Origin of the sequence: Dactylosporangium sp. NPDC051484 (assembly GCF_040689395.1) — a bacterium.
GTDB lineage: Bacteria > Actinomycetota > Actinomycetes > Mycobacteriales > Micromonosporaceae > Dactylosporangium.
On record NZ_JBFAZX010000010.1, the window covers coordinates 19,903 to 33,203 of the forward strand.

The 13,301-nt window shown below is 71.9% G+C and carries 16 protein-coding genes; 9 read left to right on the forward strand and 7 right to left on the reverse strand.

Features of this window, described 5'->3' with window-relative positions:
- A partial coding sequence (locus tag AB0367_RS18680; protein ID WP_366227582.1) for a hypothetical protein occupies positions 1-247 on the forward strand: 247 nt, incomplete at its 5' end.
- 596 nt (positions 248-843) lie between these two features.
- Complete coding sequence (locus AB0367_RS18685) at positions 844-1,296, forward strand: hypothetical protein (protein ID WP_366227583.1); 453 nt, start codon at positions 844-846, stop codon at positions 1,294-1,296.
- 325 nt (positions 1,297-1,621) lie between these two features.
- Here the strand turns inward: AB0367_RS18685 and AB0367_RS18690 are convergent, their stop codons facing one another.
- The 5 genes from AB0367_RS18690 to AB0367_RS18710 all read right to left on the reverse strand — a co-directional run bounded on the left by AB0367_RS18690 (position 1,622) and on the right by AB0367_RS18710 (position 6,373).
- Complete coding sequence (locus AB0367_RS18690) at positions 1,622-1,756, reverse strand: hypothetical protein (RefSeq protein WP_366227584.1); 135 nt, start codon at positions 1,754-1,756, stop codon at positions 1,622-1,624.
- 209 nt (positions 1,757-1,965) lie between these two features.
- Positions 1,966-3,363 carry a dihydrolipoamide acetyltransferase family protein gene (locus AB0367_RS18695; protein WP_366227585.1) on the reverse strand — a complete coding sequence of 466 codons (1,398 nt, stop codon included), beginning with the start codon at positions 3,361-3,363 and terminating at the stop codon, positions 1,966-1,968.
- Between the two features lie 12 nt (positions 3,364-3,375).
- Positions 3,376-4,359 carry an alpha-ketoacid dehydrogenase subunit beta gene (locus AB0367_RS18700; protein WP_366227586.1) on the reverse strand — a complete coding sequence of 328 codons (984 nt, stop codon included), beginning with the start codon at positions 4,357-4,359 and terminating at the stop codon, positions 3,376-3,378.
- Positions 4,359-5,501 (reverse strand): pyruvate dehydrogenase (acetyl-transferring) E1 component subunit alpha, encoded by a 1,143-nt coding sequence (gene pdhA / locus AB0367_RS18705; protein ID WP_366227587.1) that lies wholly within the window; start codon positions 5,499-5,501, stop codon positions 4,359-4,361. The genes AB0367_RS18700 and pdhA overlap by 1 nt, the downstream gene beginning before the upstream one ends.
- 614 nt (positions 5,502-6,115) lie before the next feature.
- Positions 6,116-6,373: a hypothetical protein gene (locus tag AB0367_RS18710; protein ID WP_366227588.1), complete on the reverse strand. Its 258-nt coding sequence runs from the start codon at positions 6,371-6,373 to the stop codon at positions 6,116-6,118.
- 175 nt (positions 6,374-6,548) lie between these two features.
- Between AB0367_RS18710 and AB0367_RS18715 the strand changes: the two genes are divergently transcribed.
- From AB0367_RS18715 to AB0367_RS18730, 4 genes are all read left to right on the forward strand, one after another.
- The gene (locus tag AB0367_RS18715; RefSeq protein ID WP_366227589.1) at positions 6,549-7,388 is read left to right on the forward strand and encodes a helix-turn-helix transcriptional regulator; all 840 of its coding nucleotides are present in this window, start codon (positions 6,549-6,551) and stop codon (positions 7,386-7,388) included.
- A gap of 29 nt (positions 7,389-7,417) precedes the next feature.
- Positions 7,418-7,618 carry a DUF397 domain-containing protein gene (locus tag AB0367_RS18720; RefSeq protein WP_366227590.1) on the forward strand — a complete coding sequence of 67 codons (201 nt, stop codon included), beginning with the start codon at positions 7,418-7,420 and terminating at the stop codon, positions 7,616-7,618.
- A gap of 239 nt (positions 7,619-7,857) precedes the next feature.
- Positions 7,858-8,391: a GNAT family N-acetyltransferase gene (locus tag AB0367_RS18725; RefSeq protein ID WP_366227591.1), complete on the forward strand. Its 534-nt coding sequence runs from the start codon at positions 7,858-7,860 to the stop codon at positions 8,389-8,391.
- 121 nt (positions 8,392-8,512) lie between these two features.
- Complete coding sequence (locus AB0367_RS18730) at positions 8,513-9,781, forward strand: DUF4192 domain-containing protein (protein WP_366227592.1); 1,269 nt, start codon at positions 8,513-8,515, stop codon at positions 9,779-9,781.
- Here the strand turns inward: AB0367_RS18730 and fdhD are convergent.
- Positions 9,687-10,523: a formate dehydrogenase accessory sulfurtransferase FdhD gene (gene fdhD, locus AB0367_RS18735; protein ID WP_366227593.1), complete on the reverse strand. Its 837-nt coding sequence runs from the start codon at positions 10,521-10,523 to the stop codon at positions 9,687-9,689. The two genes, AB0367_RS18730 and fdhD, sit on opposite strands and share 95 nt — an antisense overlap.
- A gap of 234 nt (positions 10,524-10,757) precedes the next feature.
- Between fdhD and AB0367_RS18740 the strand changes: the two genes are divergently transcribed.
- The 3 genes from AB0367_RS18740 to AB0367_RS18750 are packed head-to-tail and all read left to right on the forward strand — an operon-like array spanning position 10,758 to position 12,784.
- The gene (locus AB0367_RS18740) at positions 10,758-11,411 is read left to right on the forward strand and encodes an NTP transferase domain-containing protein (RefSeq protein WP_366227594.1); all 654 of its coding nucleotides are present in this window, start codon (positions 10,758-10,760) and stop codon (positions 11,409-11,411) included.
- A complete protein-coding gene (locus tag AB0367_RS18745) occupies positions 11,404-11,640 on the forward strand; it encodes a DUF6457 domain-containing protein (protein ID WP_366227595.1) in 237 nt (78 codons plus the stop codon). The genes AB0367_RS18740 and AB0367_RS18745 overlap by 8 nt, the downstream gene beginning before the upstream one ends.
- A gap of 46 nt (positions 11,641-11,686) precedes the next feature.
- Complete coding sequence (locus tag AB0367_RS18750) at positions 11,687-12,784, forward strand: hypothetical protein (protein WP_366227596.1); 1,098 nt, start codon at positions 11,687-11,689, stop codon at positions 12,782-12,784.
- A 12-nt stretch (positions 12,785-12,796) separates the two neighbouring features.
- Here AB0367_RS18750 and AB0367_RS18755 read toward each other — a convergent pair whose 3' ends face one another.
- Positions 12,797-13,291, reverse strand: a complete 495-nt coding sequence (locus AB0367_RS18755; protein ID WP_366227597.1) for an Lrp/AsnC family transcriptional regulator — start codon at positions 13,289-13,291, stop codon at positions 12,797-12,799.
- Positions 13,292-13,301 lie beyond the last annotated feature (10 nt).

Below are 13,301 nucleotides of genomic sequence, written 5' to 3' on the forward strand. Positions count from 1 at the left end.
CCTGCCGGCGGTGCCGAGCCTGGATACCCGCCGCCTGCCGGCGGTGCCGAGCCTGGATACCCGCCGCCTGCCGGCGGTGCCGAGCCTGGATACCCGCCGCCTGCCGGCGGTGCCGAGCCTGGATACCCGTCGGCTGCCAGCGGTGCCGAGCCTGGATATCCGCCAGCTCCCGGCGGCGCCGAACTTGGATATCCGCCGGCTGCCAGCGGTGCCGAGCCCGGATATGCGCTGGCTCCCGGCGGCGTAGACGACTGGTAGATCCCGGTGCCGGCCCCGCTCACGGGCGCCGACCCGGCGGCCGGCCCGCCGAACGGCGGCGCGCTCGACGGAGGCACGGACGACGGGTAGACCCCCGCGGAGCCGGATGCGGGCGGCACGGCGGAGTGGTGTGCCCCAGCAAAGCCGGATGCGGGCGGCGCCGAGGACGGGTAGACCCCTGCGGGGCCGGAAGCGGGCGGGGCGGAGGACGGGTACCCGCCGGCGGGCGGGGCCGAGGTGGGGTAGCCGGGCGCGGGCGGGACGGAGACCTGGGCGCGGGCCTGGTATGTGCGGGGCGGCTGGCCGGACTCCGGCGGGACGGGCACGCCGGGCGCGGCCGGGCCGGGCACCTGCGCGGAGCCCGTCGGAACCGAGGCGCTGCCGGAAGGCGGCGGGAACTGGCCGCCGGGCGGAACCTGCGCGCTGCCGCCGGGGAACTGAGCGCCCGGAACCTGGGCGCTGCCACCGGGGAAGTGGGCGCCCGGAACTTGGGCGCTGCCGCTCGGGACATGGTCGGAGCCGGAGGGGATCCATGCGCCGTCGCGGGGTGGCGGGACCTGGGCGCTGCCAAAGGAGCCGCGCGCGGTGCCCGAGACCGGTGCGCCGGGTGCGCCGGCGCCGGAGGACGGGGCGAACTGGGGCGGCGTGGCTTGGGTCGGGGCGGGCGTCGCGGCCCAGGAGCTCGGCTCGGGGGCGGGCGTCGCGGCCCAGGAGCTCGGCTCGGGGGCGGGCGTCGCGGCCCAGGAGCTCGGCTCGGGAGCAGACGTCGCGGCCCAGGAGCTCGGCTCCGAGGTTGGCGGCGGTGGGGCGGCGGGCGTCGCCGGGGTGAAGCCGGGGAAGCTGCCGACCGGGCCTGGCGGCTGCGCTTGGCCGAACTGGCCGGGCACGGAGGCCTTGCCTGACGCGCCCGGGCCGGAGGTGGGTGCTCCCGGCGGCATCTGCGGCACACGGGGCGGCAACGGGCCGGCCGGTGGGAACGGGCCGGGGCGGGCGGACAGATCGTCGGCGTCGTCCTCTGGCGTCGTGAGCTGGGGGTAGGCCGGGGAGGACGGGACGGGGACCGACGCCTTCGCGCGGACGGCCGGCGCCCAGCCGACCGGCGGCGTGCTCGCCGCACTCTCGTCCGGCTGCTCGGACGGGTGCTGCTGGTCGGACGTCATGCGTGCCTCCTGTTGGTCAGACCCCTTCTGGTCAGACCCTTGCGACCGTAGCCGACCGGGGACGGCCATGGCAGAGCCGGTACCGAGGTTCGTCGGTTTGTGAAAGCAAAGCAGGGCCGGGCAATGCATGAAAAACCGCCCCGGTCCGGGGAGGGGGCGGACCGGGGCGGTTCGGAAGAGGTCTTTCGGGGCAAACCCCGCGACTAGTCACGGTTGATCATGGCGTGGAGTTCGTCGCGGAGGGCGCTGGACGGGCTCTTGGCGATGGCGCGCTCGATGGCCTCCAGGCGGCGGGCGGCGTTGCGGCGGGCCCTGTAGCGCTCGAGGAAGGTGCTCACGGTCGGCTCCTGCGGGGTTCGGTGTAAGGACGACTTGATTTCGCATCCATTACACGTCCACGCGGAGACCCAAAGCCAGCGAATATGAAGTGATACGGCACACCGGCCGATGATTCGTAGGCTGTTCGGGGCCTAAACGCCCTGTTCGTCGGTCATACGACAGTGGCCCCGTGCCGGAGCACGGGGCCACTGAGGGCGGATTGGCCTGCTCAGGCCCAGGCCAGCAGGGCGCCTTCCGGGTCCTTCAGGAACGCGCCGACGTCGCGCAGGAACTTGGAGCCCAGCTCGCCGTCGATGACGCGGTGGTCGAAGGACAGGCCCAGCGTCGTCACCTGGCGAATCTTGATCTTGCCCTTGTGGACCCAGGGCTGTTCGCGTACGGCGCCGAAGGCCAGGATCGCCGACTCGCCCGGGGGCAGGATCGGGGTCCCGGAGTCCACGCCGAAGACGCCGACACTGGTGATCGTGAACGTGCCGCCGGTCATGTCCGCGGGAGGAGTCTTGCCCTCCCGGGCCGTGCCGACGAGCGCGGTCATGGCGTCGGCCAGTTCCCGGGTGGTCAGCTGCTGGGCGTCCTTGATGTTCGGCACGATCAGCCCGCGCTGGGTGGCGGCGGCGATGCCGAGGTTGACGTAGCGCTTGACGACGATCTCGTCGCCCGCCCACGTCGAGTTGACCATCGGGTGCCGGCGCAGCGCCACCAACACGGCCTTGGCCACCATGAGCAGCGGCGAGATGCGCACGTCGGTCCAGCCGGGCATGCCCTTGAGCCGCTCCAGCGCCTTCATCGACCGCGTGACGTCGACCGTGAGGAACTCGGTCACGTGCGGCGCGGTGAACGCGCTGGCCACCATGTTCTCGGCGGTCAGTTTGCGCACGCCCTTGACGGGGATGCGCTCCTCGCGCTCGCCGGGGACGCGCGCCGGCGCGGCGGCGGGTGGCGCCGACTTCGCGCCCAGCACGTCGTCGCGGGTGATCGAGCCGCCGGGGCCGGTGCCTTCGATGCCGACCAGGTCGACGCCGAGGTCCCGGGCCAGCTTGCGCACCGGCGGCTTGGCCAGGACGGCCCCGTTGCGCGGGACCGCCGCCGGGGCCGGTGCCGGGGGCGGCTCCGGGGTGGGCGGGGGCGGCGGCGTTGCCGGCTCATGCGGTACGACCGGGGGCCGCTGAACCGGCGCGGACGCCGACTCGGCCCGCGGGCGGCGCTTGGCCACGGTCGTCTTGGGGCCGTAACCCACCAGGACGGCGGTGCGGCCGCCCGGGGCGGGACCCCCGATCAGGCCGGGCTCGACCGGTGCGTCGCCGGCCACCTCGACGGCGGCGAGCGACGCGGCGGAGGGGGTGGGCAGGTCGCCCGCGCCCGGGTCGGTGTCGATCGCGATGATCGGCTGGCCGACCTCGACCATGGTGCCCTCGGGATGGAAGATCCTGGTGACCTTGCCGGCCCACTTCGCCGGGATCTCGACCGCGGCCTTCGCGGTCTCCACCTCGACGATCGGCTGGTTGAGCGTGATCGTGTCGCCCTCGCCGACCAGCCACTTGAGGATCTCGCCCTCGGTGAGGCCCTCGCCGAGGTCGGGCAGGTTGAACTCCTTGACCCTGGTCATCCGTGCGTCCCCCTAGAACCCGAACGTGCGGTCGACGGCGTCGAGCACCCGGTCGAGGTCCGGAAGATACTCCTCCTCCAGGCGCGCGGCCGGGTAGGGCGTGTCGAAGCCGGTGACCCGCAGGACCGGGGCCTCGAGCGAGTAGAAGCACTCCTCGGTGATCCGGGCCGCGACCTCGGCGCCGAGGCCAAGGTTGCCGGGGGCCTCGTGGACGACGACCACACGGCCGGTGCGGCGCACCGAGTCGTACACCGGGCGCATGTCCAGCGGCGAGAGCGTGCGCAGGTCGATGACCTCCAGCGAGCGGCCGTCCTCCTCCGCGGCGGTGGCGGCGTCGAGCGCGGTGCGCACCATCGGGCCGTAGGCGAGCACGGTGACGTCGGTGCCGGGCCGGGCGACGCGGGAGGCGTGCAGCGGCAGGCTCGCGCTGTCGACGTTGACCGGGCCCTTTTCCCAGTAGCGGCGCTTGGGCTCCAGGAAGATGATCGGGTCGTCGGACTCGATCGACTGCTGCATCATCCAGTACGCGTCGTCGGGGTTGGCGCACGAGACGACCTTGAGGCCGGCCGTGTGCGCGAAGTAGGCCTCCGGCGACTCCGAGTGGTGCTCGACCGCGCCGATGCCGCCGCCGAACGGGATCCGGATGACGATCGGCAGGCTGACCTTGCCCTGGGAGCGATAGTGCAGCTTCGCCACCTGCGACACGATCTGGTCATACGCGGGGTAGACGAAGCCGTCGAACTGGATCTCGCAGACCGGCCGGTATCCGCGGATGGCGAGGCCGACCGCGGTGCCGATGATGCCGGACTCGGCCAGCGGGGTGTCGATGACCCGGTCGTCGCCGAAGTCCTTCTGCAGCCCGTCGGTGATGCGGAAGACGCCGCCGAGCTTGCCGACGTCCTCGCCCATGATGAGCACCTTCGGGTCGCGCTCCATCGCCCGGCGCAGGGCGGTATTGAGCGCCTTGCCGAGGGTGAGGTTCTCCGCGGCGGTCATCAGTGCCCACTCCCCTCGGAAGCCGAGAACGACGCAAGGTACTTGGCGAACTGTTCCTTCTGCTGCGCGAGCTCGGGGGAGCCGTGCGGGTACACATGGTCGAACAGCGTCGACGGGTCGGGGTTGGGCATGTTGAGCACCCGCTCGCGCAGGCTGACGGCGGCCACGCGGGCCTCCTCGTCGATGGCGTCGAAGTAGTCGTCCTTCGCCATGCCCTGCTTGGTCAGGAACGTGCGGAGCCGCTTGATCGGGTCCTTGGCCTGCCAGGCCTCGACCTCGCTCGCGATGCGGTAGCGGGTCGGGTCGTCGGAGGTGGTGTGCGCGCCCATGCGGTAGGTGTAGGCCTCGATGAACGACGGGCCCTGGCCGTGCCGCGCGTCGTCGAGCGCCTTGCGCGTGACCGCGTAGCAGGCGAGCACGTCGTTGCCGTCGACGCGCAGGCCGGGGAAGCCGAAACCGCTGGCCCGGTGGTAGAGCGGCACGCGGGTCTGGCGCTCCAGCGGCTCGGAGATCGCGTACTGGTTGTTCTGGCAGAAGAACACCAGCGGCGAGTTGAACACCGACGCCCAGATGAAGGCCTCGTTGACGTCGCCCTGGCTGGTGGCGCCGTCGCCGAAATACGCGATCACGGCCTCGCCGTCGTCGGAGCCGACCTTGCCGTCCTTGACCACGCCCATCGCGTAGCCGGTTGCGTGCAGCGTCTGCGCGCCGATGACGATCGTGTACATGTTGAACTTGAACTCGTTGGGGTCCCAGGCGCCCTGGTCGACCCCGCGGAACAGCCTCAGCGGCATGATCGGGTCGATGCCGCGGCAGTAGAGGACGCCGTGTTCGCGGTACGTCGGGAAGGCCATGTCCTGCGCCCGTAGCGCACGGCCCGAGCCCACCTGGGCCGCCTCCTGGCCGAGCAGGCTGGCCCAGATGCCCAGCTCGCCCTGGCGCTGCAGGGCGGTCGCCTCGGCGTCGAGCTTCCGGACCACGACGAGGTCGTGGTACAGCGAGCGATACTCCTCGTCGGTGAAGTCGACCGTGTAGTCGGGGTGTTCGACACGATCGCCCTCGGGGGTGAGTAGCTGCACGAACGCGGGTTCAGGCGCAGCCCGTGTCGTGCGTGTCCGGGCCTTTACTTCGCCCTTCGCCATCCGTATCTCCCTGTCGTCTCTCGCGTCGGCAGCGGGGGTGACCCTGCCGCGCAGCGGGGGTGGCTGCTACGCGGCGACCCGGTGGGGTCGGCGCGTCGCGCTTGGGCATGACCGTGTCATGCCGGGAGCCGGCCCCGGGCTCTGCCTCGCAGGGTATGCGGAGGCTACGGCGCCGTTGCCGGTGTGTGTCCAGCATCGCAGAAGGCGTGTCGATCGACACTATGGAGTCCCCGGCTCACCGTCGCGCTAATCCCGAAAAATCCCCCAAGTCGGGCAGCTTGTCCTGCGGTACGTCGCGTTGGTCCGAATGCCTGCTCCTGCGCCGCCGGCGGTCGCCTGGCAACGGCCCGGCGCCTTGGGGGAACGGTATCCATCGTGGTCGGTCGACCGGTCATGTCCGGGCGGCCGATCCGGCGTTTCAGGGCTACCGTCCGGCCCGCGTGTTGGAGTTGCGCGTGGCGAGCGCCCATGCGGTCGTGAACGGCATGCACGGCCATTGTCCGCACCCCGCCGCGCAACTCGCGCCGTGCCGGCCGCGAACGGGCCGGTGCCGTTCGACGCGGCGCCGCGCGTCCGTGACCGCATGGTCGTAGATGGCAGCCATTGACGCTCCGTCAGACGCCCTGTGCCGCGGGTGCGGTCCAGAGCAGGCGCGAAGTGTAGAGCTGCTGCGCTGTGGCGAGTGCCGCCTCGGCCGATCGGAACACGGCCACCTCGGTCTTGCCGTTGCCGAGGCGCCAGGTGAGCACGGCCTGATCGGGCAGTTCGTGGCCCCAGGCGACGACCTGCGGGTGGTCATCGTCGAGTGGATCGGCGACAATGCCGAAGAGCCGTGGTGCGCCTTCGAGCAGGAGCGTGTCGTCCTCGAACACCACTGATCTCCCTCCGGCCGGGAGGTATCTGACGCGTCCAGAGTGCACATGCAGGTTTCGGGCGGCAATACGTCATGGCGAAGTTGAGTAGAGCAAGCCTTTCGCTCAGAAGCTTGGGGCGCTTGCGTACTAACCCGGTAACGGACACACTCGTCTTGAGTAATGGAGGTGAGCGGTGTCCAGCGCCCACAGCCCCACGTTCCCCAGATTCCAGTTGGGCAAGCAGCTGCGCGACTTGCGTGAGCGTGCGCGGCTAACGACGGAGGACGTAGGGCTGCAATTGGATTGCTCCCCCAGCACGGTCAGCAGGATGGAAGGCGGGAAGGTCGGCATCCGGCGCAGCACGCTGGAGCGCCTCCTTGAGATTTACGGGGTTCACGACCAGGAACTGATCGACACATTGGTCGTCCTGGCGAAGGAGGGAAAGACGCGCGGCTGGTTCGCCCGCTACGGCGACCTCCCGGCGAGCTACTCCCGGTACATCGGGCTGGAGTACAACGCCATCGAGATGCGCGACTACGAGGCGCTCGTGGTGCCCGGCATGCTGCAGACCGAGGAGTACACGCGGGCGCTGCTCGCCGCCTCGCCCGGGGAGTCCGAGGACGCCGTGGAGGCGCACGTCAAGGCCCGCCGTGAGCGGCAGAACCTGCTCACCCGCCCCAGCCAACCATTGCAGCTCATCGCGGTCCTCGACGAAAGCGTCATCCGGCGCAGCATCGGCGGACCCGACGTCATGCGGTCGCAGCTCAAGCACCTGGCCGACATGGGCCGGGCGAGGAACGTGACGGTCCAGATCCTGCCCTTCTCCGGAGGGGCATATGCCGGCATGGCTGGATCCTTCGCGATCCTCAGGTTCCAAGATGCACCAAGCGTCGTGTATGCCGAGGCCATGGCCGGCGACATCTATCCGGCCGCCGACGATGTGCAGCGGTATCACGACGTGTTCGAGAATCTGCGAGCTGCCGCGCTCAGCCCGTTTGAGTCGATCAAACTGATCGAGGATTCCGTGCACTGAGCCCGGCCCTGACCCGAAGGAGTGCGCAGATGGCTGCGCTGAACGAGCGGTGGCACAAGCCCACCCGGAGCGGTAACAACGGACAGTGCGTCGAAGCACGGTTCGTCGACGGCGTCGTCGAGGTCCGCAACTCCAACGCCCCGGACGCGGGTCTGGTGCGTTTCACCCGCGCGGAATGGAACACCTTCATCGCCGCGGTCGACGAGGACGGCGAATTCCGCCTTCCGTAACCCGGATCTCCGCCCCGCCGGCTCGGGGCGATTCTGAACCGTGTGGCAACAGCGAAGGGACGGCCCCGACCGGCCGTCCCTTCGTCGTAGCTGCGAGCTGTATTCATGTTAACGCTCGGTCGGGTGTGGCCGAAACTTTGTGTTCCGCAGTGCGCGATGTAGCAAAAGTCGCGAATCGGGCCGGGTAGCAATCCGGCGATGTGGGTGTTGTGGCGGCGCCGGCGGGGTAACTATGAGTTATGACCACTCAGGCGTCACCGGCCTCCGAGGTGTCGGCCCTCACCATCCGGGCGTACCGCCCGCCCGACCATCGGGAGTGCCGCCAGCTGTGGGCGGAGATGACCGCGGCGAACGCCGGGCTCTACGGGGCGACGTCGAACGACGACTCGGGGGCGGCGTTCGAGGAGTACCTCACGCGGCTCGACCTGTCAGGGATGTGGGTGGCCTCGGACGCCGACCACCTCGTGGTCGGCATGGTGGGGCTGCTGCTGGACGGGCGCGCGGGGCAGGTGGAGCCGCTGGTCGTCGCGTCGGCGCGGCGCGGCTGCGGGATCGGGCGGGCGCTGCTTTCGCACGTGGCGGATCAGGCCCGGCGGCGGGGGCTGGGGCAGCTGAGCATCTCACCGGCGGCGCGAAACCGGGACGCGATCCGGTGTCTGCACGCGGCGGGGTATGACGCGCTGGCCCGCGTGACCCTGGCGATCGACCTCAATCGGAAGGGTTCGGTCTGGCAGGACGGCATCGACCTGCATGATCTTCGATTCCGATACTGACGGTTCGGCCCGACTAGCAGCTCGCCGCCCATCCCGCCAGGGCTGTGGATGGATTCTCCCGGTTATCCACAGCCGAAATTCGTCGTTCACCCGCGGCCGGATCGCCGCCAGGCTGATGTGCATGGCTTCCCGAATGCGCCTGCGCGGCCCTGCCGAACTCCTCTCGGCCATGCCCTATCTCATGGGCTTCCACCCCTCCGACAGCCTCGTCGCCCTCGGCCTGCGCGGCTCGGGGCTGCACCTGCAGCTGCGCGGCGACCTGCCCGACGACGGCGACGCGGGTGCGGTCCTGGCCGAGCACTACGCCCACCTCTTCCGCAGCAACGGCATCGACGGCGCCCTGCTGATCGGATACGGCCCACCCGGCCGGGCCGAGCCGTTCCTGCGGGCGGTCGGCGCCGCGCTGGCCGGCTGCGGCATCGTCATCCTCGACATGCTGCGCACGCACGACGGCCGCTACTGGTCGCTGCTGTGCGACGCGCCGGGCTGCTGCCCGCCAGAGGGCCGGCCGTTCGACCCCGAGACGTCGATCGTTGCCGCGGAGGCCACGCTCGCCGGGCTCGTCGCGCTGCCCGACCGCGACGCGGTGGCGGCCCGGTTCGCGGGCCCGACCGGCCCGGCACTCGCGGCCATGGAAGAGGCCGGCAACCGCGCCAACCTGCGCGTCCTGCGCCTGGTCACCGGCCGCGACGCCGCCGGCGTCCGCGCGGCCGTGGTGGGCGCGGGCCGGGCCGCGCTCGAGGCGGCGCTCGCCCGCTACGCCGCGGGCCGCCGGCTGACCGACGACGAGGTGGCGTGGCTGCAGGTCCTGCTGCACGTGGTCGCCTTCCGTGACCGCGTCTGGGAGCGCCTCGACCGGGACGTGCGCCGCGGCGGCGCCGGCGCGGAGCACCACCGCCTGCTGTGGACCGATCTGGTGCGCCGCTGCGAGCCGTGCTCGGTGGCGCCGGCGGCGACGCTGTTGTCCTACCTGAGCTGGCGCGACGGCAACGGCCTGCACGCGTCGATCGCGCTCGACCGGGCGCTGGACGCCGATCCGGACTACTCCGCCGCTGGCCTGATGGCGGAGATCCTGGGCCGCGGCCTGTCCCCGGCGCAGGTGCCGGCCATCTCGCGGGACCGACGGCGCCGCCCGCCGGGAAGGCCGCGTCGCTCCGCGGCCCGCCCTGGCCGCGGCACCCTGCCGACCCGCCCCGGCCGCGCCGCTCCCGACCGCCGCGAGGCGCCGGGCCCGGACGCCGGCCCGGCAACGGGACCGGTCGGGGACTGCGGGCCGGGCAACGCGGGGGAGCGGCTCAATGGGCCGGAGCGGGGCGGGCCGTCGGGAGGAGGCGGTCGGGCGGGGCAGCCTGGACACCCTGGACGCGATGCGCGCCGGAGTAGACGTTGAAGGTCGGGCCGCGCAGGAAGCCGACCAGGGTGAGGCCGGCCTCGGTCGCCAGGTCGACGGCGAGCGTGCTCGGCGCGGACACCGCGGCGAGCACCGGGATGCCGGCCATCCACGCCTTCTGGCAGAGCTCGAAGCTCGTTCGGCCGCTCACCATCAGCACGTGGCCGGCGAGGGGGAGGCGCTCGTGGCGCACCGCCCAGCCGACGACCTTGTCGACCGCGTTGTGCCTGCCCACGTCCTCGCGCAGGCAGACCAGGTCGCCGTCCGGGGTGAACAGGCCCGCCGCGTGCAGCCCGCCGGTCGTATCGAACGCGCGCTGCCTGCGGCGCAGGGCGTCGGGCAGCGCGGCGAGCACGGCGGGCGCCACGGTGACCGGGTCGGCGCCGACGTCGAACGTCGACCGGGTGCGCACCGCCTCGATGCTCGCCTTGCCGCAGACCCCGCAGGAGGAGGTGGTGTAGAAGTTCCGGGCCGCCGGCCCGCCGTCCGGCGCCGGCACGCCGGGGTCGAGCCTGACGTCCACGACGTTGTATGAGTTGGGCTCCTCGTCGCCGGAGCACAGCTTGGCCGTGAGCACGTCCGAGGTCCGCCGGATGACGCCCTCGGTGAGCAGGAAGCCGATGGCCAGGTCGAGGTCGTCCCCGGGCGTGCGCATGGTGACCGCGAGCGGACCTCCGACGCGGATCTCGAGTGGCTCCTCCGCGGCGAGCGAGTCGGGCCCGACCCGCGTCTGCACAACCACCGCGTGCGTCCCGCCGTGGGCGGCGGGCGTTGCGGCGTGCGGTTCGGCTCGTGCTTGACCGGGCGCTGTGTCCGTTTTGCTGGGTGTTGTGAGTGGTTCGTTTTGCGGTGCTGGCGTTGCGGGGGGCGGGGTGATGGTGACGCGGACGATGGTGCGGCGTTGCGTGACGCGGCCCATGGTGCCGCCCTTCTGCCGGAGCGTGTTTCGGTTTCCGCTCGACGGTAGGTTCTGCATGTGCGCGACGGCCACCTGGACCCGGCGCCCGCGCGACTCGCGGCAGTGATTCTCGCGGGTGGGCGGGCGCGACGGCTCGGCGGCCGGGACAAGCCGATGGTGGCCGTCGGCGGGGTGCCGATGCTCCACCGCGTGCTGGCCGCGGTGACCGAGGTGGGCGCGGCGCCCCGGGTCGTCGTCGGGCCGGGGCGGGAGGGGCTGCCCGGCGACGTGCGGGTCGTGCGGGAGGAGCCGGCCGGGGGCGGGCCCGTCGCCGCGGCCGCTGCCGGGCTCGCGGAGCTCGGTGCCCTGGTGCGTCCTGTGCCACCTCGGGGCGATCGGGCCGTTGTTCCCCGGTTGGTGGCCCTGCTCGCGGCGGATCTGCCGCTGCTTACGGGCAAGAGCATCGAGATGCTGGCGCGGGCCGTGGACGAGGGCGGCGTCGAGGGGGCGGTGTTCCTCGACGGGGAGGGGCGGCGGCAGCTGCTGTGCGGCGTCTGGCGGACCTCCGCCCTGGCGGAGACGATCGCCCGGCACGGCGTGGTGGAAGGGGCCTCGCTGCGCGCGCTCGTCGCGGGGCTCGATGTGCGGGAAGTGCGGTGGGAACGGCCGCAGCCGCCCTACTTCGACTGCGATACCGAGGAAGATCTGCGAAGGATGGACGCGAGTGAGTGACGACGTGCTGGAGCGCTGGCTGGTCGAGGCCGCCGGCGTGCTCGGGGTCGAGGCGCCCGACGCGGCGGCTCGGGCGGCGGTGCTCGACCTTGCCCGGGACGTGGCGCACAACGTCGCCCGGCCGGGGGCGCCGCTGACGGCGTTCCTGCTGGGGGTGGCCGTGGGGCGCGGGGCGGACCTGCAGCGTTCGCGGGAGGAGCTGAGCCGGCTGGCCACCCCTTCCGAGTGAGCGATCGACTCTGGATAGGGTGATGGCGGGGGATAGGGAGGCGATCATGGCTGGTGAGCGGGACGACGCCGCGTCGTTTGAAAACGCGTTGTTCGATGACGAGGACCCCGCGGGCGGCAACCTTAAGGAGAAGGTCGCTGAGGCCTGGCGGGACTTCGCGCGGCACCTCGTGGACGGGCTGCGCGACCTCTCGGCCGGCACCACGCTCGACCTGACCCTGGACCCCACCGCCTCGGGCACCGGCGATGCGGTGTACTCGATCCAGGTGACCGGCGAGGACGGCGATCAGCTCGCGGCGACCGCGGTGAGCAACGCGGACCTGCCCGCCGCGTATCGGCTCGACCGCAACGTCATCGCGGAGATCGTGGCGCTCGGCTGGTCTCCGCCGGGGGTCGTGGCCGGGTCGGGGGAGTCGTTCGGGCTGCGGGTCGGCAAGGGCGACTCGGCGCAGCTGAGCCGCCTGATCACCCGCACCCTGCGGGACATCTACGGCGCGCCGCACCCGGCGTTTCTCACCTACCTGGCGCACGACGGCGAGGGGCGGGTCGCTGCGGTGCCGGCCCTCGGGGTCGCGCGGTCGATCGCGTCGCTGGTCGACGCCGACGGGGACGGGGTCGTCGACGCGGTCCAGCCCGGGACGGACGACGCCCTCGCCGAGCTCGCGGAGCAGACCGAGGACCTCGCGCTGTATGACAAGGTCATCACCGTCGTCGCCCGGCTGATGAAGACCACGCCCGAAGAGCTGCCGATCGACCCCGACGGGGACATCGGCATCCGGTCCGGCTCGGCGATGGTGTTCGTGCGCGTGCGCGACAACCCGCCGCTGGTCGACGTGTTCTCGCCGATCCTCACGGAGGTCGAGCCGACCGAGCGGCTTTACGTGAAGCTGTCCGAGCTGACCAACCGGATGCCGATCGGCCGGCTGTATTGCACCAACGACACCGTCTGGGCCAGCGTCCCGGTGTTCGGGCGCGACTTTCAGGCCACGCACCTCATGCTCGCCGTGCAGGTGATGACCGGGCTGGCCGACGAGCTCGACGACCGGCTGCACGGCGAGTTCGGCGGGAAGCGGTTCTTCGGCGAGGGCGACAAGCCGAAGCAGGCCATCACCGGCGACAGCGAGCGCACCGGGATGTATCTCTAAGACAAGGAAGCATCAGGCAGGCGGCGGCGGTGGGGTCACCGCCGCTCCCGAGTCTGTAAGCATTCGCGGTGCGAGGGTCTCCACCAGCCGGGACAGGACGATCATGCTGCGCGTGGAGGTCACGAACGGCTCGGCGCGCAGCTTCTCCAGCGCCTCCTCCAGCCCGGCCATGTCCATCGCCCGCAGGTGGACGAGCGCGTCGGCCTCGCCGGAGACCGTGTAGGCCCCCACGACCGCCGGGTGGCGCTTGGCCGCCGCGCGGATCTGCTGCGGCGAGGTGCGGCCGGTGCAGAACAGCTCGACGAACGCCTCGGTGGTCCATCCGACCGCGCCGGGGTCGATGAGGGCCGTATAGCCGCGGATCACTCCGCTGGATCGGAGCCGGTCGACGCGCCGCTTGACCGCCGGGGCGGACAGCGCGACCTTCTCGCCGATCTCCGCATACGAAGAACGGGCGTCCTCCTGCAAAAGCGCAATGATTCGCTGATCAAGCGCGTCGAGTCGCAACGAATCCCTC

Bases quoted from the DNA above. Each gene is read 5' to 3' on its own strand.
- AB0367_RS18725 (WP_366227591.1), top strand. From the start codon at position 7,858: ATGACCACTCAGGCGTCACCGGCCTCCGAGGTGTCGGCCCTCACCATC.
- pdhA (WP_366227587.1), bottom strand. From the start codon at position 5,501: ATGGCGAAGGGCGAAGTAAAGGCCCGGACACGCACGACACGGGCTGCG.
- AB0367_RS18750 (WP_366227596.1), top strand. From the start codon at position 11,687: ATGGCTGGTGAGCGGGACGACGCCGCGTCGTTTGAAAACGCGTTGTTC.
- AB0367_RS18700 (WP_366227586.1), bottom strand. From the start codon at position 4,359: ATGACCGCCGCGGAGAACCTCACCCTCGGCAAGGCGCTCAATACCGCC.
- AB0367_RS18695 (WP_366227585.1), bottom strand. From the start codon at position 3,363: ATGACCAGGGTCAAGGAGTTCAACCTGCCCGACCTCGGCGAGGGCCTC.
- AB0367_RS18720 (WP_366227590.1), top strand. From the start codon at position 7,418: ATGGCTGCGCTGAACGAGCGGTGGCACAAGCCCACCCGGAGCGGTAAC.
- AB0367_RS18730 (WP_366227592.1), top strand. From the start codon at position 8,513: ATGGCTTCCCGAATGCGCCTGCGCGGCCCTGCCGAACTCCTCTCGGCC.